Below are 21,214 nucleotides of genomic sequence, written 5' to 3'. Positions count from 1 at the left end.
GGGATGGATTCGCCGACTCACCTCGCGTCAGCGGCACTCTCGAAGGCGGACTTGAAGTCCGGGCATTCGACCAAAGGGTCGTGGGTGCAAGTGGAGGCGTGGCGGAGGCTGTCGCGCATGCGGATGAGGCGGGCTATGTCGTCGTCGAGTTGTCGTGCTTTCTCCGCCATGCGGGTGCGGAGTTCGGCGTCGGTGGGGGAGGCGCGCAGGAAGCGGGCGATTTCGGCGAGGGTGAATCCCGCGCCCCGGGCGCAGGTGATGAGGGCGAGGCGGCCGAGGACGTCGGGGTGGTAGGTGCGGCGCAGGCCGTTGCGGCCGGTCGCGCTGATGAGGCCGCGCTTCTCGTAGAAGCGCAGTGCGGAGGGAGCGAGGCCGGCGTGGCCCGCGACTTCGGCGATATCGAGCAGGTCGGTCATCTCGTCTCCTTGACTTGAACCGCGCTTCAAGTCACAGACTAGCTCGCATGACACTGCATCACCTCAATTGCGGATCGGTCCGGCAAATCGAAGCCACTTACGACGGACCCGCCCCCGCTCGTGCCGTGAACCACTGCCTGCTGGTCGAGACGGCGTCCGACGGACTGGTCCTGATCGAGACGGGCATCGGACTCGATGACGTGCGCGACCCGGCGGGCACCCTCGGGGCGGACTGGGTCACGATGGCCCAGCCCGTGCTCGCCGAAGAAGAGACGGCAATCCGGCAGGTCGAGCGACTCGGCTACGACCCCGCCGACGTCCGGCACATCATCCTCACCCACCTCGACGTGGATCACTGCGGCGGACTGCCCGACTTCCCGCACGCACGGGTCCACGTGCTCGCCGCCGAGCTGACGGCGGCGCGGGCCGAAGCCCCCAGTTTCCGCTACCGCCCCGCGCACTGGGCGCACGATCCGCACTGGGTGACCTATCCGTCGGACCCGACCGGAAAGTGGTTCGGCTTCGACGCGATCCAGCCGAAGGACCTGCCCGGCGACTTCCAGCTGATCCCGTTGGGCGGGCACACCGCGGGCCACACCGGTGTCGCCGTCCGCGATGGCGACAGCTGGCTGCTGCACTGCGGCGACGCGTACTACTACCACCGCGAACTCGACCCGGCCCCGCAGCCGCATCCGGTGCTCGACATCGTGCAGACCAGCTCCGAGGTCCACCACGACCTGCGGCTGGGCACCCAGGCGCGGCTGCGCGAACTACACCGCGATCACGGTGCCGAGGTCACGCTGATCAGCGCGCACGACCCGTGGGAGTTCCAGCGGGCGAGCTGACTCACCGACGCTGCCAGCACTGCGCCCGATCACCGAGGTTCCGCCACGAGACGTAATCCGGGTCCTGGTCGAGCAGCGCCCATCCGGCCTCCAGCGTGTCGAAGAAGGCGCTGCCGGCCGTGCGCCCGCCGCGTGGTTGGCCGATGTAGATCAGCAGCGAGCCGCCCGCGTCCTGGTAGCCGGCGAGCGTGGTGGAGGCCATCGGGTCCTCCCAGCCGGGCGGCCAGCAGACGAACAGCGCACCGCCGGCCCGCGGTGGCCCCGTAGTCGGCGACCCGCGGATACGCTGTCGCGAAGGCGGATTCGTCCCCTACCAGGTCCGTCAGCGCGGTACAATGCTGCGGCGAGAGCGCCGGATCAGCCATCTCCCGATTCTGCGCCGACCGTCACCCGGCTCACTCGCCGTCGCGCATCGAGACCAGTCCGCCCAGCGTGCCGAGGAAAGCCGTTCCGTCGGGGCCGATCGCGATTCCCGCGTAATTGTTGTTGAAGCCGAGACCCGTGCCGGACAGCTGTTTCCAGACGGTCGCGCCGGTGCGGTAGTCGAGGGCGGTCCAGTACCACGGGTCGCTCGGCTCGGTGCCTTTCGTATAGGTGTAGATCAAGCCGGTGGCCAGGGACAGCTTCGGTACCACCGTGGGTGCGGCTTCGACCGAGTTGGTCCAGGCGAGATGGCAGCCGTCGCCGTCGGCGTCGATGTCGACCCGGGCGAGCCCCGGTGTGGTGGTCTTGCCGGACGCGACCGCGTCGGGATGCGAATAGCCGTAATTGTTCTCGACGATGAGTGAGCGCCCCGCACCGATCAGCGAATTCTCCGTGGCGCTGCGGCCGGGCTCGAACACCGGTACCGCGCAGACCTGCCGTTCGGCGACCGACGGCGCCGTACGGTAGACGACGACGTTCATCGGATCGGCATTGTCGGTGATGGCGACATAGCCGTCGGGCAGGACGGTGGGCGTGGTGCCGGTTCCGTCGTCCACCTGGCCCGGCTTGCGCTTGTCGCTGTTGGCGTAGGTGGTCTGCCAGGTGACCTGGGGTGCCCGATCCGGACCGGCGTCGAAACGCAGGAGCTGACGGTTGGTGGCGACGTACACCTCCCCGGCCGCGCCGACCGCGAACGAATTCTCGATCTCGTTCTCCGTGCCCGCTCCGAGCCGAACCACCCGCGCCGCACCGGTATCCGGATCGAGCGTGCCGACCACGCCGTTCGTCTTGGCCACGAACCAGATCAGGCCGTTGGAATCCGGCAGCGCCGAGTTCAGCGTCTCGTCCTGGCTCAGCACGCCGGTCAGGTCGTAGTCGCGCACCAGCGAAAAGCCATCGGCAGCAGCATTCTCGGCGAACACTTGGATGTGGCCGGTGCTGGTGCCCACGACAGCGCGGTCCTCGTCGTCGAGGTAGAAGTACCCGCCGCCGCCGAAGTTGTTGAAAGCGCCCGGTCGCAACGTGTCGATCGGGCTCTTACCGGGCAGTGGATGTCTGCCGAGGACGGTCATCGTCGCCGGGTCGATGAGGTAGAGCCCCGGTTGCAGCCCGAGGCATGTGGTGACGATGCGGCCGGCGCGGTCGAACGCCACCGAGCCGCACTCGCTGCCGAGCAGTAGGGAATCGGTCCGAGGCGCCCGGCCGAGCGGACCGGGGCGGGTATAGGTGTCGCTCATCCACCCGTCGTTGTGGACGCCAGAGTTCCCGTTCGGCGCCAGATGGGGGTTCTGCGGGACCGGCGGGATGCCGGTGACCGGTTCGCCGCTCGCGGTGGCACCGACGAATCGCGCCGGTTCCGGCACGGCGGGCACCGAGGGAATCGGCGTCGCGGCGGCGGGCGCCGCTGCGATCGCGGCGAGGATCGCCGCGGGCAGCGCAGCACGCAGGACCTGGGAGGAGAAGATGTGAAACACGGATGAACGGTATCCGGGACCGGCGGCGCGCGAATCCCCCACGCGAGTGATTACGCGGTCACGGCTGCGACCGGAATTCGCGGTGCGACCCGGTCCGCGCACTCCGTGGCTCAGTACTGCTGTTGCCCGGCGAGCTGCTGCGCGATGAGCCCTTGCAGCCGTTGCAGGCCGCCGACGGTGATGCCGCTCTGGATCTGGCCCTCGATGGTCCGCACCAGCATCGAGTCGCTGAGCACCTTCTCGCTGGACTGGATCAGCACGGTCCCCGCACCGGTGAACTCGAACTGGCGCTCCTCACCGGAGTTCACGCCGAAACGCGCCGCACCGGCGGCCAGGAAGTTCGAGATCCATCCCTCGTCGTAGTGGTGGCTGGGGGAGGGGCAATCGGCCCATCCGACCAGCGATTCCGGATCGACGCGCAGCGGCGGCTCGGCGAACATGACCGGCCCGTTGGACGAGGCGAGGAACTTGCCGGTGCCGATGAGGGTGAGGAACCCGGGCACGATGGACTGGTTGAGCGACAGGCCGGGCTCGAAGGCCAGCAGGTTCGCCGCCCGGATGGTCAGGTTGCCGTTGTCCTCGAGATCGTAGGAATTGATGTCGTAGCCGCGGTCGCCGATGATCAGTTTGCCGTGTCCCTCCGCGACGACGTAATCGCCGGTGAACAGCGGCGCCGAGAACTGCTGCGACACCATGTGCAGCAGGCCGCCCTGCAATCCGTGGGTGAGCATCTGGAACCGCATGTCCCCGTAGTAGGCGATCATCGCGCCCTTGCGCATGAACCACGGCTTGTTCAGGTCGATGCAGTACGCGTAGCTGTTTCCCGGGATGTTGTCGCTCTCACCGAGATTCATGGGGTTGAGGATCTGGGACATACCCTGCTCACAACTTCTCTTCGGAGGCCTGCACGTAGACGACGCCCTGCCCGGCGCAATGCAGCTGCATCGCCTCACCGGAACCACGGCCGACGGCGTCTCGCCAGCTCAGCGCCGACTTGAGCTCGGTCTGCACATTGCCGTAGGTGGCGACGAAGGCTTGCGGGTCGACCACGATCGGATTCGGGCCGCCCACTTGCAGTTCCAGGAATCCGCCGTGAGCGAGCAGCACCGCGGCGCCGTGCCCGGACAGCTGGGTGGTGAACAGGCCCTGCCCGGTCAACGCGCCCGAGGCGGCGCCGCGCAGCGCGCCCATCAGACCGCCGCCCCCGCCGCCACCGCCCGAACTCATGACGGAGACCACCGAACTCTGCAACCCGGCGGTGTTGGCCAGCAGCCGCGAAGCCTCGACGCGCAGCGTCGCACCCGGCTGCATGTGCACCACGTGGACCTCCAGGCCGGCGAATCCGTAATGGACCTGGCCGTTGCCCTGCGCGAGCATGGTGCGTTCGTGCTCGCCCGCCATCGCGCGGCCCGCGAGACCCATCAGCCCGCCCATACCGCCCATGGCCTGGGCGCCCGGAATCTGATGGGGCGCAAACGAAACAGCGCCGGTATAGAACAGCATCGCGCCGTTGCGAGCGACCACCCCGCCCGCCATTCCGACATCGACCTTGACGACTTTGCCGTTGACCTTCTCGAACACTGCTCGCCTACCGTTCCGCCGGTTGGATCAAGACCACGCCCTGGCCGTCCCAGCGCAACGAAAACGCCTCGCCCGCGTCCTGGCCGACGAAACTGCGCCACGACACGTCGGTGACGAAGGACTGGTTGAGGTTCCCGCGCGCCGCGACGAACGCGTCCGGATCGACGACCAGCGGATACTGCGGGGAGACCTCCAGGTGGATCAGCGGTCCACCGGCCGAGAGCAGCGCGACCTGACCTTGGCCGGAGACGGTCGTGGTGAACAGGCCCTGCCCGGTGGACGCACCGCGCAATCCGGCGAAACGCACGTCGGTGCGCAGGTTTCCGGCGAAGGCGAGCAGTTGTTGCGACTCCACCTGCAGCGTCTCGTTGTTCAAGTTCACGACGGTGACGTGCTGGCCGTTGACCGCGAAGAACACCCGGCCGTGCCCGGCGCACTCCATCAGCGACAGTTTCTCGCCGGTGGCCCGGCGTTTCAGCCCGGCGAGCACACCGTCGCCCCCACCGAAACCGGCCGCCTTGAACTGCACGTTTCCTTCGTAGGCGATCATCGAACCGGAGATCGCGCGAAGGCTGGTCCCGGCCAGGTGGGCCTCGATCACCTTCTTCGATTGCTCGAACAGTTGCGCCATGCGATGTTTGCCTGCTGTCTCGATCGGGAACACGGTGTGACCGCCGTATTCCATCTGCGTGCCGTCACCCTAACCGATGCTTCGGCGGGTGTCGGGGCAGCGCGTCCGTTCAGTACAAGCGGTGCGCAACGCGTTTCTCGTAGAGTGTCAGACGAACGCACCGACAAGCGAAGGGTCGAACTTGTCCGCAACACTCGCCAAGGGCCAGAACGGTCCGCTGGCCACCAACGACGTGGTGATTTCCGTCCAGCTCTCCGCACCGGCGGATCTGTCGGCACTACTGGTCACCGAGCGGGGCAAGGTCCGTTCCGACGCCGACTTCGTCTTCTTCAACCAGCCGAGCGGTCCCGGCGTCAACCTGCAACCCGCGCCCGCGGGCCAGCCCGCGTCGCTGGCGGTGTCGTTGAGCGCGGTGCCCGCCGACATCGACCAGATTCGCGCGGTGATCACGCTGGACGACGCGAACAGCAACTTCGGCCAGTTCCCGGCCCCCACCGCGATCGTGTCCGACGCGGCCGGTAATCAGTTGTACGAGTACCGGGTCGAAGGTCTGAACACCGAGTCGATCGTGATCGCGCTCGAGCTCTACCGCCGCCAGGGCGCGTGGAAGGTGCGCGCGGTCGGACAGGGCTACGCGGGCGGTTTCGCCGCGCTGGTCACCGATCACGGCGTGACGGTCGACGACGCTCCGGCCCAGCCCGCGCAGGCGCCGCAGGCCCCGCCGCCGCCTCCGCAGCAGCCGGTCCAGCAGCCGCCGAACTACCCGCCGCCGACCACCCCGTCGTACCCTTCCCAGCAGCAGGCGCCGCAATACGCGCCGCCCGGTCCCGGTTATCCGCCCCCCGGGCCCGGCTACCCGCCGCCCGGCCAGCCCCCGCAGGGCGGTCCCGGTTATCCGCCGCCGGGCCCCGGCTACCCGCCGCCGCCCGCCCCCGGCACCGGTTATCCGCCGCCCGGCCAGCCGCCGCAGCAGCCGCAGCAACCCGCCGAGGTCAGCCTGAGCAAGGACCGCCCGGTCAGCCTGGTCAAGGGCCAGCGGGTCACGCTCCGCAAGGAAGGCGCGGCGCTGACCTTCGTCAAGATGGGTCTCGGCTGGGATCCGGTGCGCAGCCGCGGCATGTTCGGCAATCGCACGGTCGACATCGACCTCGACGCGTCGGTCATCATGTTCGCCGACATGAACCCGGTAGACGTCGCCTACTACGGCCAGCTGACCTCCAAGGACGGCTCGATCCGCCACCAGGGCGACAACCTCACCGGCGAGGGCGAAGGCGACGACGAGATGATCCTGGTCGACCTGACCCGCATCCCGGCGCACATCACCACGCTGGTGTTCGTAGTCACCTCCTACAAGGGCCACACCTTCGAGCAGGTGCAGAACGCGTTCTGCCGCTTGGTCGACGGGACGAACAACGGCGAACTGGCCCGGTACACCCTCGCGGGCGGCATGCCGTTCACCGCGATGGCGATGTCCAAGCTGTATCGGGTGGGCAACGACTGGAAATTGCAGGCGCTCGGTGAGGGCTTCCAGGCCAAGCATCCGGGTGAGGCGGTGCCGCAGCTCGGCCGGTTCCTCGTCAACGGTTGACCGGCGGCGGACAGCGGGGCGGATACGGTGATTCAACTGCAGGCCGGTCAGAACATCCCATTGACCGGTGAGGTCGTTCGTTTCAGTGCGAAAGCCGAGGCTGCCCTCGATGTTTCCGCGCTGGTGGTCGCCGAGAACCTGAAGGTGTTCTCCAGCGACGATTTCGTCTTCTACAACCAGCCCGCCACGCCGGGGGTGGCCCTGGCCGCCGACGGGGTCACCATCACGCTCGACGAGGTGCGCGCCGACGCGAAGGCCGTGCTGTTGGTGGTGAGTGCCGACCCGTCCACCCCCGCGCGGGCGGACGGGCTCGGGCCGGTCACCGCCACGTTGTCCGGGAATGACAGCGTGGCAGCGGAATTCGCGATCACCCCGTCGTCCGGTGAGACGGCGCTGATCTGCCTGGAGGTGTACCGGCGCGGCCCGGCCTGGAAGCTGCGCGCGCTGGGCCAAGGCTATGCGGGCGGGCTCGCCGTGCTGCTCACAGCCCACGGCGTCGAGGTCGACGGTGCTTCCCCGGAGCCCGAGCAGCCCGGCACGCACACCATGGCCGGTCCACTGGCCGGTGACGCGCAGATCGCCGCGGCCGGTGCGCCGCTGGAAGTCGGTCATGGCTTGGAGCGGCTGTGGATGGTGTTCGAGGACGCCGCGCGGTCGGCCGCCGCGCTGGTCTCGGCGCGCGAGTACGCGGCCAAGCGGCTGGACAACGAACTGTCGCTCGCCGTCTCCGATCCCGCGACCAGGAACACTCCGGAAGCCGAGCAGGCGCGTCGCGTCGCGCAGCAACGGCACGACGAACTCGTCGGCACCGCCGAGCACAACCACCAGCGCGACGCCGAACAGCTGATGGGCGAACTCGCCGAGGCCGACCGGGTGCTGCCGCCCGCCCTGGCGTCCTGGGACTCGCCGGCTTGGGACAAGCCGCCCGCGCCGAGCGATGGTATCCGGCTCGGCCAGTTGTACGCGCTCGACCGGGGATCGCTGCGCATCCCGTATTGCGTTCCGGTGCCGTTGAACCGGCCGCTGTGGATCGATGCCGAATCGACCCGTGCGGTCGCGCCGGTCGTGGGCGCGCTGCTGGCGCGGTTGCTCGCCACGGCGCCGCAACGGCGGACGCTGCTCGACATCATCGACCTCACCGACGCGTTCACCGGCTTCACCGGCCTGCTCGCTCCCGTGCTGAACGGCCCGCCGATCACCGACCACGCCGACATCTCGGCGCGGTTGCAGGCACTGGTGGACGCGGCCGAACTCGCCGAACTGGCCTATACGAGTGGCGCTTTCACGCCACCCACCGAGCATCGGGTGCTGTTGGCGGCGGATTTCCCGCACGGCTACCAGAGTTCGGACGCCCAGCGGATCGGCGCGTTGATCACCCGAGGCGAGCTGATCGGACTGTCCATCGTGATCGTCGGCGCGAACGAATCCGATTCGGCGGACACCACCGTGGCGATGCTGTCGCAGTCGTGCCGCCACCTGCCGACCGTCGACGGCACGCCGCTGTTCGATCCGTGGACCGGCAGCGCGTGGCAGCTCGATCTGGACATGCTGCCGCAGGAACCGGAACGGCAGGCGCGCTTCCTGCGCACCAGGTGAGCGCCTGGGCCGGGGCCGGTCAGCCGCGCGCGACCTCCGGTCGCGGGCGCAGCGGCTCCGGCAGCCAAGCCAGCAGTGGGTCCGGCATGCGGTCGACGATCCCGCCGACCGGGTCGTCGACGAAGTCGCGCCGCACCAGGTCCTCCTCCGGGCGATAGATCTGCCGCACGATCACGGCGCACAGCGCGAGCACCGCCAGGTCACGCAGCGCGACGGCGCCGGTGAACCACTGTTCGGGCAGGCCCTTGCGGTCCAACCCGAGGTAGTAGAACATGCGCGGCACCCAGACCAGCGCGTCGATCGTCATCCAGGCCAGCAGGATGCGCCGGTGCGGTAGCGCCAGGACGGCGAGCGGCACCAGCCACAGCGAATACTGCGGACTCCATACCTTGTTCGTCAGCAGGAACGCCGCGACCACGAGGAAGCACAGTTGCGCCAGCCGCGGCCGCTGTGGTGCGGTGAGGCCGATGTAGGCGATCGCCGCGCAGGCCGCGACGAACGCCAGTAGCGAGACGACGTTCAGGATGGCGGGCTGCTCCCCGTGGGTCAGCACGCCGTCGAAGCCGGGCCAGCCGGTGAACGACGAGATCACGTTGTAGATCGAGTCCGGGTCGGCGTGCCGGGTGGTGTTGAGCCGGAAGAATTCCCGCCAGCCGTTCGGGAACAGCGCGGCGATCGGCAGGTTCACCGCCAGCCAGGTGGCCAGTGTGGCGCACACCGTGACGGACGCGGCGCCGAGCGGACGGGCGCTGAGGAACTGGATGCGGTAGGGCGTCTCACGCACCCACGCCAGGAACGTCCGCCAGCTGTCGATGTCGCGGATCCGCAGGCCGAGGTGTGTGCGCGGCGTGCGCTGCATCGTCTCGGCACGCAGGCACAACACGACGATCGGACCGAGCAGCAGCAGCGGATACAGTTTGGCCGCGCCGCCCAGACCGAGCAGAACGCCCGCCACCACGGGTTTGCGCCGTGCCCAGGCGAGCAGTCCGGTCGCGGCGAAGGCCGTCGCGAGCGCGTCGAAATTGGTGAACGCGTGCACGATCACCAACGGTGAGCAGGCGATCAGCGCCGCATCCCAGATCCGGCGGCCGGACAGCAGGGCCGACGCCCAGACGGTGATCAGCCAGGCCATCGCCAGACCGAACGCGACGACGTTGAAGTAGATCACCACTTGCAGCGCACCGGGCAGCGGCGCGGCGTCCCAGCTCTTCGCGATCCGCATCGCGAGGTACTGGTACAGGCCCGAGAGCACCGGATACTCCATGTATCGCGTCTCCCGGCCACCGTCGGGAGTCTGCTCGATCCACTGCTTCTTGTACGGGAAGGCGCCTTCGTTGAGTCGTTCCGCGCCGTAGAGCGGGACGGTGTCCGAGTAGCACATCGCCACGTACTGACGGCCGTTGTTCCAGTCGAGTGTCGGACCGTCCGCGCCGTTGGTCTGCTGGATGCACCCTGCTTTGCCGAACCAGCCGAGCGCCAGGAACACCACCGTGAACGCGAGCAGCACCCGCATGGGCGTCCAGAACCGCACCCGCCCGATCAGCGCGTGATCACCGACCGGCCCGCCGATCACCGTGGACAGTTGCGCGGCGAGGGAATCGTTGCGGCTCGGCCGGTCTCGGGCATCCGCCGATCGCAGATCGGAGGCGAGCGGAGCCGGGGCCGCGTAGTACGCCCCACCGGGCTTCACCTGGTCCGACAGCGGTGCCCTCCCATTCCTCCGTGGCTCCACCAGCTGCTGATCGGTCACGGAACCCGAGGCTACCCGGAGGGCGGCCGACGGTCGGGATCGAGTCGCCCCACCACTCCACGCGTTGCCTTCCGCCTGCGCGAGCGGAAGACCTCACCCATGGAATAACCGGCGGTATCCGTCCCAGGTACGAAACAGGCCGGGCCGACCTGATGCGGTCGGCCCCGGCCTGCGTGCCGGCGAACTACCGGCCCCGGGTCGGCGCGGTTCCGGTCGTGCCTTCGTTGTTCGAGTTGCCACTGTTGCCCGGTCTCGGTGAGCCGGTGGCCGACGGTGAGGCTCCGTCGGACGGCGCGACCGGCTGGCCGGGCAGCGGGCCCGCGTCCGACTCGCGTTGCTGTTGCGGACGCTGTTGCTGCGGTGCGGGCTGGACTCCGGGCACCGGGATGGTGATGCCGGGCAGGATCTCCACCTGGGTCGGCGCGACCACGACCGGCGGCAGGAGCGGGGAGTCGACGGTGGACGGCGGGGTGTAGGGCGCCGACCACTCGGGGACACCGGCCTGGCCCTTGATGGGGGCGGGCTTGGGGAACGTCTCGTTGCGGGTGCCCGAGAGCGCGCCGTCCATGGTCGCCTTCCAGATATCGGACGGCAGACCCGAGCCGTAGATCATGCCGCCGCTGTAGTTGCGCAGCGGAGAGTTGTCGACGCTGCCGACCCACACGGCGGTCGCCAGCGAAGGGGTGTAGCCGACCATCCAGGCGTCCTTGTTCTCACCCGTGTCGCCGAGCTGCGCGGTACCGGTTTTGGCTGCCGACTCGCGTCCGTTGGCCAGCCCGTGGTTGCGGGAGTAGCCGGCGATCGGCTTCATCGCGGCGGTGACATTGTCGGCCACCGCGGCCGAGACGCGCTGCTCACCGGCCACTTCACCACGGTCGAGCAGGACCTGTCCGTCGGCGGTGACGACCTTGGTCACGAAATGCGGCGCGTGGTAGACGCCGGAGGCCGCCAAGGTCGCGTAGGCGGAGGCCATGTCCAGCGGCCGGGCCTGGTACTGACCGAGCACGATGCCGTTGTTCGGCCCGGAGCCGTCCGACTCGGTGAGCGTCTTGCCCACGCCCGGGATCGTTTCCGGAATGCCCAGCTTGTGGCCCATGTCGGCGATCTTCTGCGGGCCGTTCTGCATGTCCAGCTGCATCCGGTAGAAGCTGGTGTTCAGCGACCGCTTCAGCGCCTCGGCGATGGTGCACATACCGCACTGCTCGCCTTCGACGTTGGTGATCTTGATGCCGTTCACGGTGATCGGCGAGCTGTCGTACATCTGCGACAGCGGAATGCCCTGCTCCAGGTTGGCCGCGAGGCCGATGACCTTGAACGACGAACCGGTCTGCAGACCGGCATTGGCGTAGTCGTAGCCCTGGCCGTCGCTGCCGCCGTAGTAGGCGCGCACCGCGCCGGTGTGCGGATCGATCGAGACCACCGCTGTGCGCAGCTGCTCCGGCTCCCCTTGCATCTTCGACGTGGCGGCCTCGACCGCCGCCTGCTGCGCCTTCGGGTCGATCGTGGTGGTGATCTGCAGGCCCGAGGTGTTCAGTTGCTGCTCGCTGATGCCCGCTGCGGCGAGCTCCTTGAGCACCTGAGTCTTGATCAAGCCCTCGGGGCCGGAGTCCTGTTCCTTGTCGCGCGTCGACGCGAGCGAGACGACCTGCGGGTACTGCAGACCCTGCCGCTCGGCCGCGTTCAGGCTGCCGAGCGAGACCATGCCGTCGAGCACGTAGTTCCAGCGGGTCTTCGCGCCTTCGGGGTTCTTCTCCGGGTCCAGGCTGGACGGCAGCTGGATGGTGGCGGCGAGCACCGCGCCCTCGGCGACGGTCAGCTCCTGCACCGGCTTGCCGAAGTACGCCTTGGACGCCGCGTCGATGCCGTACGCGCCGCGACCGAAGTAGATGGTGTTCAGATAGGCGGCGAGGATCTCGTCCTTGCTCCACTGCCGCGCCATCTTGGCCGAGATGACCAGCTCGTGCATCTTGCGGGTCAGCGAGTGTTCGTCACCGACCAGCGCGTTCTTCACGTACTGCTGGGTAATCGTCGAGCCACCGCCCGCGCTTTCCTTGCCGAGGATGTTGTCCCTGGCCGCGCGCGCGAAGCCGGAGATCGAGAAGCCGGGGTTGGTGTAGAAGTCCCTGTCCTCGGCCGCCATCACCGCGTTGCGCACGTGCGGCGGGATCTGGTCGATGGTGACGTCGGTCCGGTTGCCTTCCGGCGGGACGACCTTGCTGATCACCGTCGTGCCGTCGGAGGCGAGAACGGTCGCCACCTGGTTGGTCTTCAGGTCGCCCGGCTGCGGTACCGACACCGTGGTGTACGCGGCCAGGAAGATGCCGCTGGGCACCAGGATGGCCAACGCGATCATGACGTAGAGCGTGCGGCGCACGATCCGCCACGGAAACTTCTTCTTCTGCGCGGGCTGACGCCTTCCCGGCCCGTCGGAGCCGCTGCCGCCGCCACGGCGCGGCGGCGGGCCGGACGGCGGTCCGCCCGCGGTCTGCCTGCGTTCACCCGTGGTGGGGCCGCTGCCGGGGCCGCGGCGTCCGTCGCGGTCCACCGCCGGACGTCCACCGGTGGCCGGACGCGGGCCCGTGCTGGGACCGCGCCGGTCGCGCTCGGCCACCGCCTCGGTCAGCGAGCCCGGCCGCTGGATCCGCTGGGTCTGCTGCGGGCCGGACGCGGGGGGATTGGGCACGCCGCGATTCGGCTGCGGCGGACGGCCCGGCTGGGGCGGACGGCCACCCTGTGGTGGTCGCCCGTTCGGCGGGGGCCCGGGGCGGCGCGGTGGCTGCGGGCCGCGCGGCTCGCCGGGAACGGGACGCCCACCCGAGGGCTGACCCGGACGGGCGCCGGGCGGCGGCCCGGGACGGGGATTCTGGTACGGGTTGGGACTTGGACGTGAACTCTGTGGAGGACGACCGCCATGTGGCTCATCGCCGTAGGGCTCGTAGGGCGAATTCACTGACAAGATCTCCATAACTCGTAGCGGTCCAGGTGGCTATCAGCGGTAGTCGTCACCGCGGCGGACGCGTGCCTGCTCCCCGAGTCAGCCGACGGGGATGACCCAAGGCACTTCATTCGGCGGCGGTGCGCCGGTTCGCGCGTGTCCCGGTGCGGCGGCGCGGCGGCGCCGGCGCGGAACCGAGGACATAGGACTGCACCAGATGATTCCAGCTGCACGTCCGGCATACCTCGACGACATGAACCGAGAATTCTTCGCGCGTCTCGGCGAGTCGCGCAAGCTCCTCGGGTGTGCGAGCCGATCCGGCGACCGGCCCGAGGCCGTCGCCGAAGACCCAGGATACGAGGGTCAGTTGTTCCTTCCGGCAGATGGGGCATGTGACTTCGCTACCACGGCCGTGGAACTTCGCCGCACGCAAGAGATACGGATTCGCATCACACACCTCGGCGACATCGACCCGGCCCGCATAGACGTCAGCCAGCAGCGACCGGCGCCGGAGGGCGTAGTCGACAACTTGCCGCTGAATTCGCACGAGAACCAGAGTAGCGGTGTTGGAATCGCCCCGCCCCGGGCTGTGCGGATTGACCGGTCCCGACCGGCCTCGATCCAGCGCGTCGCGGCCTCACCCGGACTACCATCCGTTTGTGTCCACCGCAGCATCCGGGCGCACGCGAGCGCGTGACCTCGACCGCGCCGAAGCGTCCAGCCTGCTGGATGCCGCCTACGCCGAGGGGCAACTCGGCGCCGATGAGTACCACGACCGGATCGCGCAGGCCGCGACGGCGAAGACGCTCGGTGAACTGGCCGCGCTCACCACCGATCTGCAAACCCCGGCCGCGGCCGGCGGGTTCACCTCGCAGCGCTCGTCGAGCACGCGAAAAGTCTTGCGCCGCTCGGGATCCAGCGGAAGTTACCCCGATCACACCCGGGCGCGCGATGCCGATCGCGCCACTACTCGCGAGCTGCTCGACGCCGCCCGGGTCGACGGTCAGCTGTCCGAAGAGGAGCACGACGCCCTCGCCGAACTCGCCGCGGAGGCGCGCACCCTCGGTGACCTGCGGGACCTGGTGGCGGACCTGCAGCAGCCCAGCGACGTCGCACCCGCGCCACGGCCGCCGGTGTCGCATCGGCGCCAGTGGTACGTGGGTGCGGTGACCGTGGCCGCGGCACTGGCCGCTTGCGCCGGATTTCTCGCGGTCACCCACGAAGCGGAGGAACCGCGACCGGCGGCGCAAGCCATGCCCGTGCTGGACCAAGCGACGGTGCAACCGTTGGCCGTCCCCACGCCGAGCCTGCACACCACCGAGGGAATCGCCACGTTTCTGCGCAACTACCAGCGCAAATTCGGCGACCTCCAGGTCGATGAGCTGACCGTGCACGAGAACTACGCCTCGCTGGTCCGGGCGGTGCCGGGGCAGCCGAACCGGAAGGTCGCCTACGACTACCGCGGTGGTTTCACGCAGTCCCGGCAGATCGAGACGCGCAAGGTCGACACACCATCGGTGGATCTCGTCGCGTTGAACGCGGACGCGATCGGCCGGGCGCTCGCCGACGCGGCCACGATCGTGCGGGTGCCGGGCGGTGTCGTGACGCATTTCGCGGTGAACGTCAGCGACAACAGGGTCGGCGCCGAACCCGTCGTCACCGTCTACGCGAGCAACTCGGTTAGGGAAAGCGGATACTTCACGATGACTCCGGCGGGCGAGATTCGTCGGGTCTCGCCGTTCAAAGGGTAGGACGATGGCGACAACCCGATACAGCGGCATCCGCGCCCGCGATACCGATCGCGCCGACGTGTGCGGCCTGCTCGACGCCGCGCTGGCCGATGGACAGCTCACCGAGAAGGAGCACGCCGCGCGGACCGCCGCGGCGATGCGCGCCAAATCCTTCGGCGAGCTCGACGCGTTGATCGATGATCTCCAGATTCCCGCCGACCTCGTGAACGCCCCGGTGGTTCGCGTGGACCGGCGGCGGCCGCGGCGCTGGCTGGCGCCGGTCTCCACGATCGCGGCCGCCCTGGTCGCGGGTGCGATGGTGGGCGCGATCAGCCGTTGCGGCATCGACCTGCCCGGTTCGTCGGAGAAGGTTCCCGACATGACCACGGGTGCGGGCCTGTCCTATTTCCTCGCGGAGTATCGGGCCGAGTTCGGGGACCTGATCGCCGACGAGGTCACCCTGTACCCGAAGTATGCCCTGGTGGACCGGCAGAAGCCCGGCAACGCGGCCCAGACCGGCGACTACCGCTACGACGGCGGCTTCCGGACCTCGCGGACCTCCGAGCGCAAGACTGGCACGCCCACCTTCGACCTCGCCGCCGTCGACGTGCCGGCCATCGCCCGCCTGCTGGCGGGTGCGCCGCAGACGGTGAAGTGCCCGGACGGCGTGATCAGTCACGTCAGCCTGCAGTTCGATTCGCCCGGAACAGTCGACCCCGGTCCCGTGGTGGACATCCATGTGAAGTGCCCAGGCGGCGCTACCGGGTACGCGGAGCTCACTTTCGCGGGCGAGCCGCTCGCGGTCTTCCCGCGCTGAGTTCGCAAGTTCGTTCACGGCGGGGAGGCGTCTGTGCACAGATGTATCGCTCCGATATAGTGGGAAGTCGCATCCATCGGTTAGGTCTGAACACAGTCAGGGGGTGAAGCCCGGTGCTCGAGCTGGCAATCCTCGGGCTGCTCCTGGAAGCGCCCATGCACGGGTACGAGCTGCGCAAGCGGCTGACCGGCCTGCTCGGGGCGTTTCGTGCCTTCTCCTACGGATCGCTCTACCCGACGCTGCGCCGCATGCAGGCGGACGGGTTGATCGCCGAGGAGCTCCCCGCGGGCGCGACGACACGGCGTGCGCGACGGGTCTACCAACTGACGCCGGCCGGGCGGGAGCGGTTCAGCGAGCTGCTCGCCGACACCGGACCGCAGAACTACACCGACGACGGCTTCGGCGTTCATCTGGCTTTCTTCAGCCGCACCCCCGCGGAAGCGCGGATGCGAATCCTGGAGGGCAGGCGGCGTCAGGTCGAGGAGCGCCGAGAGGGGCTCCGGGAGGCGATCAAGAAGGCCAGCGGGTCGCTGGATCGCTACACCCGGCAGCTCCATCAACTCGGACTCGAATCAAGCGAGCGCGAAGTGCGCTGGCTCAACGAGTTGATTGCGGCGGAGCAATCGACGAAGGCGGCACCACAGAAAGAGGGAAATATCGGCCATGAGTGACATCGACAAGGCTGACAACGCCACAGCGGTTCGCGTCGCCATCGTAGGTGTGGGCAACTGCGCCTCCTCGCTGGTCCAGGGCGTGCAGTACTACCGGGACGCGGACGAGTCCTCGACCGTTCCCGGCCTGATGCACGTGCGGTTCGGGCCCTACCACGTCCGCGACGTCAAGTTCGTCGCCGCGTTCGACGTGGACGCCAAGAAGGTCGGCTTCGACCTGGCCGAGGCGATCTTCGCCAGCGAGAACAACACGATCAAGATCTCCGACGTGCCGCCCAGCGACGTCGTCGTGCAGCGCGGTCCCACCCTCGACGGCATCGGCAAGTACTACGCGCAGACCATCGAGCTGTCCGAGGCCGAGCCGGTCGACGTGGTGCAGGTGCTGAAGGACAACCAGGTCGACGTGCTGGTGTCCTACCTGCCGGTGGGTTCGGAGGAAGCCGACAAGTTCTACGCTCAGTGCGCGATCGACGCGGGCGTCGCGTTCGTCAACGCGCTGCCGGTGTTCATCGCCTCCGACCCGGTCTGGGCGGAGAAGTTCACGAAGGCCGGTGTCCCGATCGTCGGTGACGACATCAAGAGCCAGGTCGGCGCCACCATCACCCACCGCGTGATGGCCAAGCTGTTCGAGGATCGCGGCGTGCAGCTCGACCGCACCATGCAGCTCAACGTCGGCGGCAACATGGACTTCAAGAATATGCTCGAGCGCGAGCGCCTGGAGTCGAAGAAGATCTCCAAGACCCAGGCCGTCACCAGCAACCTCAAGAAGGAACTCGGCGCCAACGACGTGCACATCGGCCCGTCCGACCACGTGGGCTGGCTCGACGACCGCAAGTGGGCCTACGTCCGCCTGGAGGGCCGCGCCTTCGGTGACGTGCCGCTGAACCTGGAGTACAAGCTCGAGGTGTGGGACTCGCCGAACTCCGCGGGCATCATCATCGACGCGGTGCGCGCGGCGAAGATCGCCAAGGACCGCGGCATCGGCGGACCGGTCATCCCGGCCTCGGCCTACCTGATGAAGTCCCCGCCGCAGCAGCTCGCCGACGACATCGCGCGCACGCAGCTGGAAGCCTTCATCATCGGCGCGGAATAGGCCACCGCACCGGCATGAGGTCGGCCGACGGCGAAATGCCCTCGGCCGACCTGCTTCCGTCTATAGGCCCCGGTGGACGCCGGCCGACCTTCACCACGAGGATCATCAGCACGCCGTTGTCCACCCGGTACGCGACGTGGTATCTGCCGACGCGCGGACGGAACATCGGCTGTCGGGTCAGTCCAGCGAGACGTAGACCTCCACCGATGCCGGGCCGGTGTAGCGCTCGACCTCGGCGGTGTGGGAGCGGGTGATGGTTCCCGCGTTCTCCGCCTTCGCCACCTGGGCCCAGGCCGTGCGTAGCAGGTCGTAGGGCTTGTCGGCGACGACGAACTTGGCATAGCGGCCCTGCGGGATGATGGTGAGCACGTCACCCGCGTCCAGCTCGTCCATTCCGCCGATCTCGTAGCCGAGCACGGCGACGGCGTGATCGTTCTGGCCGATGTAGGCGGCCACCCGTTGCACGTTCTTCTCCCGCGCCAGGTACCGATCCCAGGTGAAGTTCACCAGGTCCAGGTCCCGCGCGGTCACCTCACGGCCGGCCAGCGGCACGGTCAGGCCGGCGACCATGCTCTGCGGCAAAGTGACGATCTCGAAGTCCACTGTCTGTTCCTACCCGTTGCCCTGATCGTCTGCCACTGCCACGAAGACTTCCACCGTCCGTGCGTCCGGATAGTGTTCCCAGTCGCCCGTATAGGCCCGCACCAGCCGCCCCGCCGCTTCCGCGTCCCAGACCGCTCGCCAGATGCTCACGATGGTGTCGCCGAGGTTGTCGCCGCTGGCGATGAACCGGGCGAAGCGCCCGCCCGGCACCCGGGCGAGCACGTCGCCGGGCTGCAGGTCGGCCAAGCTGTGACAGCGGTAGCCGACGATGTGGGTCAGGTACGAATTGATCTCCGGCGCGTGGTCGACATATGCCGTGGTCGGCGGCCCGGGCAGCTTGCGGGCCAGGTTGCGCTTCCACGCCTCTTCGACTTTCGCGCGGCGCGGCCCCTCGACCGCGAGCGCGGGGCTGCGAAGCACTGTTCCCGCCACCAGCGTCTCGGGTTGGTCAACGACATTGAAATCCACCGGCGTAGCCCCTATGTCTCGTCTGTCTTCAATTGGCGTCGCTCCCGGTGCCCTCCATGGTGCGCAGGCTACCGCCTCCGGGCCCGCCGCTCGCGCCGCGCTGTCGTCGCTCGAGCGCATATCCTTCCGCATCGTTTCCGCGGTTTCGGCGTCGGCCCGTTCCGACGCACTCGCTGTTCGCTCTCACTCTGGCAAACGATGCTGCCATGTCATGCGTTCCTCCGGGCGACGGAAGGTCACAGCATCATCGCTATCCAGGAACCGGAATGCTCAGGCCCGGGAAAATCTCCACCTCCCTGGGCGGTTGGGGGCTGGACGGGATGATGACGACGGGTTCGCGCCGCGGCGACTGCTGCGGTGGATTCAAGATGTCGTAAGGTCCGCCCGAAGGCGCCTTGCTCGGACCGGGCCGCGCCGGGGCCTGCGTCCCGGGGAACTGTTCGATCGGGGTGCCATCCAGCGCGTCGTCCATGACTTGTTTCCAGATGTCGGCGGGCAGGCCGGAGCCGTAGATGTCGGCCCCTCGCGCGGTGCGGATCGGTTGTGACTGTTCGGTGCCGATCCACACCGCCGTCGACAGCGACGGGGTGAAGCCGATCATCCACGCGTCCTTGTTCAGGTCGCTCGTGCCGAGCTGCGTGGTACCGGTCTTCGCGGCCGAGGGGCGGTTGTTCTTCAGCGCGTGCCCGTTGGAGTAGGCCGCGATGGGAAGCATTGCCTCGGCGGTGTTCTCCGCGATCGTCCGGGAGATACGTTGTTCCCCCGCGGGTAGTTGCTTGCCCGCTTTGTCGCCGCCGCGGTCGAGGAGCACCCGCCCGTCACCGGTCACCACTCGTTGCACGAAATACGGCTGGTGGTAGACGCCCGACGCGCCGATCGTGGCGTAGGCGGAGGCCATGTCGATGGGGCGAACCGAATACTGCCCCAGCACGATCCCGTTCAGCGGTCGGCCACCGTCCTCGGTCAGGGTCTTGCCCGGCACGCCCGGCAGTTCCTCCGGGATGCCCGCCGCGTGCGCCGCCTCCGCGATGGCCCGAGGACCGTCGGACATCGTCATGGTCAACCGGTAGAAGCTGGTGTTCAGCGAGCGTTTCAGCGCCTCGGCCATGGTGCACTTGCCGCACGATTCGCCGTCCACGTTGGTGATCCGGGTGCCCCGGTCGGTCACCGGGGAGCTGTCCAGCACGCGGGACAGCGGGATGCTCTGCTGCTGCGCGGCGATCGCCGCGAAGACCTTGAACGCCGAACCGGTCTGCAACGGCGCCTGCGCGAAGTCGAAGCCGAGGCCGTCGTAGCCGCCGAAGTAGGCGCGCACCGCCCCGGATCGCGGATCGATCGACACCACCGCGGCGCGCAATTCGGGTGGCTGCGAACCGAGCCGGTCGTGCACCGCGCCCAGCACCGCCTGCTGCGCCCGAGGGTCGATGGTGGTGGTGATCTGCAGCGCGCCCTTGTTCAAATCGCGTTCGCTGATGCCGGAGTCGCGCAGTTCGCGCACCACCTGGTTGCGGATCAGGCCCTCCGGCCCGCGGGCCACGTCCTCGTCCGGAATCCGGGTCAGCGGGATGATCGGCGGGAAGGTGGTGGCGTCACGGTCGCCCGGCGCCAGCACGCCCATCTCGACCATTCCGTCGAGCACGTAGCGCCAGCGGGCCTTCAGATCCGGGAGGTGGGTCTCCGGGTCCAGGATCGAGGGTGTCCGGATCAGCGCCGCGAGCACCGCGCCCTCCGCGCGGGTCAGCTGGTTCACCTGCTTGTCGAAGTAGACCTTCGCCGCCGCGGCGATGCCGTAGGCGCCGCGGCCGTAGTAGATGGTGTTCAGGTAGGCGGCGAGGATGTCGTCCTTGCTCCACTGCCGCGCCATCTTCGCCGCGATGATCAGCTCGCGCATCTTGCGGGTGACCGTGCGCTCGGAGCCGAGGAACGCATTCTTGACGTACTGCTGGGTGATCGTGGAGCCGCCGCCCGCGTTGTCCTTCCCGAGCAGGTTGTCCCGCACGGCGCGCAGGAAACCGGATGTCGAATATCCGGGATTGGAATAGAAGTTGCGGTCCTCCGCCGACAGCACCGCGTCGCGCACCGGCTGCGGCACCTCGGACAACGGAACCGGCGTCCGATTCCCATCCGCCGGAACAATTTTCGCGAGCACGGTGCTGCCGTCGGCCGCGAGGACGGTGGCGATCTGATTGGTCTGTACCGCATTCGGGTCGGGTATCTCGGCGCTCCAGTACGCCAGGACGGACAGCAGCGCGGGCACCACGCCGAAGAGGATGAACAAGGCGAGCAGCAGGCGACGAAAGCGTTCGGCTCTGCTCCGTGGAGGCCGATTCGGCTCGGTCGCCTGGGGAGCGGTGGGCGGCCGCGATTTCCGGCGGGCCGCGGCGCGTTCGCGCCGGTTGCGCGTGTTCGGTCGCGCCGTGCCCGGCCGCTCCGTCCAGCCCGCGATCGAGGCATACGGCGCGGTCTTGGGTCCTCCCTTGGCGCCGCGTCTACGTTCTCGCGGTCTGCGGAACGAGCTCACGATCATCTCCTCCCGGAGCGTCGGACGAACTCACCTGCACGAACGAACGGAAAAGAGCGTCGAACGCAGAG

19 protein-coding genes are annotated in these 21,214 nt (G+C 68.6%); 7 read left to right on the top strand and 12 right to left on the bottom strand.

Going from position 1 to position 21,214, the window contains the following annotated elements; translation table 11 throughout:
• Positions 1-17 precede the first annotated feature (17 nt).
• Positions 18-416 (bottom strand): MerR family transcriptional regulator, encoded by a 399-nt coding sequence (locus NNI01S_RS01795; RefSeq protein WP_063016761.1) that lies wholly within the window; start codon positions 414-416, stop codon positions 18-20.
• A 47-nt stretch (positions 417-463) separates the two neighbouring features.
• Between NNI01S_RS01795 and NNI01S_RS01790 the strand changes: the two genes are divergently transcribed.
• On the top strand, positions 464-1,261 hold the full coding sequence (locus NNI01S_RS01790; protein ID WP_063016759.1) for an MBL fold metallo-hydrolase: 798 nt from the start codon (positions 464-466) through the stop codon (positions 1,259-1,261).
• 1 nt (position 1,262) lies between these two features.
• Here the strand turns inward: NNI01S_RS01790 and NNI01S_RS01785 are convergent, their stop codons facing one another.
• The 5 genes from NNI01S_RS01785 to NNI01S_RS01765 all read right to left on the bottom strand — a co-directional run bounded on the left by NNI01S_RS01785 (position 1,263) and on the right by NNI01S_RS01765 (position 5,371).
• Complete coding sequence (locus tag NNI01S_RS01785; RefSeq protein WP_063016757.1) at positions 1,263-1,463, bottom strand: hypothetical protein; 201 nt, start codon at positions 1,461-1,463, stop codon at positions 1,263-1,265.
• Between the two features lie 193 nt (positions 1,464-1,656).
• Positions 1,657-3,159, bottom strand: a complete 1,503-nt coding sequence (locus tag NNI01S_RS01780) for a hypothetical protein (protein WP_157114544.1) — start codon at positions 3,157-3,159, stop codon at positions 1,657-1,659.
• Between the two features lie 110 nt (positions 3,160-3,269).
• Positions 3,270-4,034, bottom strand: coding sequence for an AIM24 family protein (locus NNI01S_RS01775; protein ID WP_063016753.1), 765 nt, complete (start codon positions 4,032-4,034; stop codon positions 3,270-3,272).
• A gap of 7 nt (positions 4,035-4,041) precedes the next feature.
• Positions 4,042-4,740, bottom strand: coding sequence for an AIM24 family protein (locus NNI01S_RS01770; RefSeq protein WP_063016751.1), 699 nt, complete (start codon positions 4,738-4,740; stop codon positions 4,042-4,044).
• Positions 4,741-4,747: 7 nt separating this feature from the next.
• Complete coding sequence (locus NNI01S_RS01765) at positions 4,748-5,371, bottom strand: AIM24 family protein (protein WP_063016850.1); 624 nt, start codon at positions 5,369-5,371, stop codon at positions 4,748-4,750.
• A gap of 181 nt (positions 5,372-5,552) precedes the next feature.
• Here NNI01S_RS01765 and NNI01S_RS01760 point away from each other — a divergent pair, with 181 nt between their 5' ends.
• Positions 5,553-6,959, top strand: a complete 1,407-nt coding sequence (locus NNI01S_RS01760) for a TerD family protein (protein ID WP_063016749.1) — start codon at positions 5,553-5,555, stop codon at positions 6,957-6,959.
• A 27-nt stretch (positions 6,960-6,986) separates the two neighbouring features.
• On the top strand, positions 6,987-8,555 hold the full coding sequence (locus NNI01S_RS01755; protein WP_063016747.1) for a TerD family protein: 1,569 nt from the start codon (positions 6,987-6,989) through the stop codon (positions 8,553-8,555).
• A gap of 19 nt (positions 8,556-8,574) precedes the next feature.
• Here the strand turns inward: NNI01S_RS01755 and NNI01S_RS01750 are convergent, their stop codons facing one another.
• The 3 genes from NNI01S_RS01750 to NNI01S_RS01740 form a co-directional block, all read right to left on the bottom strand.
• Positions 8,575-10,257, bottom strand: coding sequence for a glycosyltransferase family 87 protein (locus NNI01S_RS01750; RefSeq protein ID WP_439956109.1), 1,683 nt, complete (start codon positions 10,255-10,257; stop codon positions 8,575-8,577).
• A gap of 232 nt (positions 10,258-10,489) precedes the next feature.
• Positions 10,490-12,658 carry a transglycosylase domain-containing protein gene (locus tag NNI01S_RS01745; protein ID WP_063016848.1) on the bottom strand — a complete coding sequence of 723 codons (2,169 nt, stop codon included), beginning with the start codon at positions 12,656-12,658 and terminating at the stop codon, positions 10,490-10,492.
• Between the two features lie 709 nt (positions 12,659-13,367).
• Positions 13,368-13,787, bottom strand: coding sequence for a DUF5318 domain-containing protein (locus NNI01S_RS01740; RefSeq protein ID WP_063016743.1), 420 nt, complete (start codon positions 13,785-13,787; stop codon positions 13,368-13,370).
• Positions 13,788-13,899: 112 nt separating this feature from the next.
• Here NNI01S_RS01740 and NNI01S_RS01735 point away from each other — a divergent pair, with 112 nt between their 5' ends.
• The 4 genes from NNI01S_RS01735 (at position 13,900) to NNI01S_RS01720 (ending at position 17,551) form a co-directional block, all read left to right on the top strand.
• Positions 13,900-14,991 carry a DUF1707 SHOCT-like domain-containing protein gene (locus tag NNI01S_RS01735; RefSeq protein ID WP_063016741.1) on the top strand — a complete coding sequence of 364 codons (1,092 nt, stop codon included), beginning with the start codon at positions 13,900-13,902 and terminating at the stop codon, positions 14,989-14,991.
• A 4-nt stretch (positions 14,992-14,995) separates the two neighbouring features.
• A complete protein-coding gene (locus tag NNI01S_RS01730; protein ID WP_063016739.1) occupies positions 14,996-15,787 on the top strand; it encodes a DUF1707 SHOCT-like domain-containing protein in 792 nt (263 codons plus the stop codon).
• Positions 15,788-15,900: 113 nt separating this feature from the next.
• Positions 15,901-16,458: a PadR family transcriptional regulator gene (locus tag NNI01S_RS01725; protein WP_063016737.1), complete on the top strand. Its 558-nt coding sequence runs from the start codon at positions 15,901-15,903 to the stop codon at positions 16,456-16,458.
• The gene (locus NNI01S_RS01720; RefSeq protein ID WP_063016735.1) at positions 16,451-17,551 is read left to right on the top strand and encodes an inositol-3-phosphate synthase; all 1,101 of its coding nucleotides are present in this window, start codon (positions 16,451-16,453) and stop codon (positions 17,549-17,551) included. The genes NNI01S_RS01725 and NNI01S_RS01720 overlap by 8 nt, the downstream gene beginning before the upstream one ends.
• A 177-nt stretch (positions 17,552-17,728) precedes the next feature.
• Here NNI01S_RS01720 and NNI01S_RS01715 read toward each other — a convergent pair whose 3' ends face one another.
• The 3 genes from NNI01S_RS01715 to NNI01S_RS01705 all read right to left on the bottom strand — a co-directional run bounded on the left by NNI01S_RS01715 (position 17,729) and on the right by NNI01S_RS01705 (position 21,149).
• Positions 17,729-18,154: a GyrI-like domain-containing protein gene (locus tag NNI01S_RS01715; protein ID WP_063016733.1), complete on the bottom strand. Its 426-nt coding sequence runs from the start codon at positions 18,152-18,154 to the stop codon at positions 17,729-17,731.
• A gap of 9 nt (positions 18,155-18,163) precedes the next feature.
• The gene (locus NNI01S_RS01710; RefSeq protein WP_063016731.1) at positions 18,164-18,622 is read right to left on the bottom strand and encodes a GyrI-like domain-containing protein; all 459 of its coding nucleotides are present in this window, start codon (positions 18,620-18,622) and stop codon (positions 18,164-18,166) included.
• Positions 18,623-18,872: 250 nt separating this feature from the next.
• Entirely contained in the window at positions 18,873-21,149 is a 2,277-nt protein-coding gene (locus NNI01S_RS01705; protein ID WP_063016729.1) for a transglycosylase domain-containing protein, read from the bottom strand.
• Positions 21,150-21,214 lie beyond the last annotated feature (65 nt).

It is taken from the genome of Nocardia niwae NBRC 108934 = DSM 45340 (assembly GCF_001613465.1).
Lineage (GTDB): Bacteria > Actinomycetota > Actinomycetes > Mycobacteriales > Mycobacteriaceae > Nocardia > Nocardia niwae.
This window is presented reverse-complemented; position numbering and strand designations above follow the sequence as displayed.

What these genes read in the sequence shown, in the direction of transcription:
- NNI01S_RS01795 (WP_063016761.1), bottom strand. Translation starts at nt 416, where the DNA reads ATGACCGACCTGCTCGATATCGCCGAAGTCGCGGGCCACGCCGGCCTC.
- NNI01S_RS01790 (WP_063016759.1), top strand. Translation starts at nt 464, where the DNA reads ATGACACTGCATCACCTCAATTGCGGATCGGTCCGGCAAATCGAAGCC.
- NNI01S_RS01785 (WP_063016757.1), bottom strand. Translation starts at nt 1,463, where the DNA reads ATGGCCTCCACCACGCTCGCCGGCTACCAGGACGCGGGCGGCTCGCTG.
- NNI01S_RS01775 (WP_063016753.1), bottom strand. Translation starts at nt 4,034, where the DNA reads ATGTCCCAGATCCTCAACCCCATGAATCTCGGTGAGAGCGACAACATC.
- NNI01S_RS01765 (WP_063016850.1), bottom strand. Translation starts at nt 5,371, where the DNA reads ATGGCGCAACTGTTCGAGCAATCGAAGAAGGTGATCGAGGCCCACCTG.
- NNI01S_RS01745 (WP_063016848.1), bottom strand. Translation starts at nt 12,658, where the DNA reads ATGATCGCGTTGGCCATCCTGGTGCCCAGCGGCATCTTCCTGGCCGCG.
- NNI01S_RS01730 (WP_063016739.1), top strand. Translation starts at nt 14,996, where the DNA reads ATGGCGACAACCCGATACAGCGGCATCCGCGCCCGCGATACCGATCGC.
- NNI01S_RS01720 (WP_063016735.1), top strand. Translation starts at nt 16,451, where the DNA reads ATGAGTGACATCGACAAGGCTGACAACGCCACAGCGGTTCGCGTCGCC.
- NNI01S_RS01705 (WP_063016729.1), bottom strand. Translation starts at nt 21,149, where the DNA reads ATGATCGTGAGCTCGTTCCGCAGACCGCGAGAACGTAGACGCGGCGCC.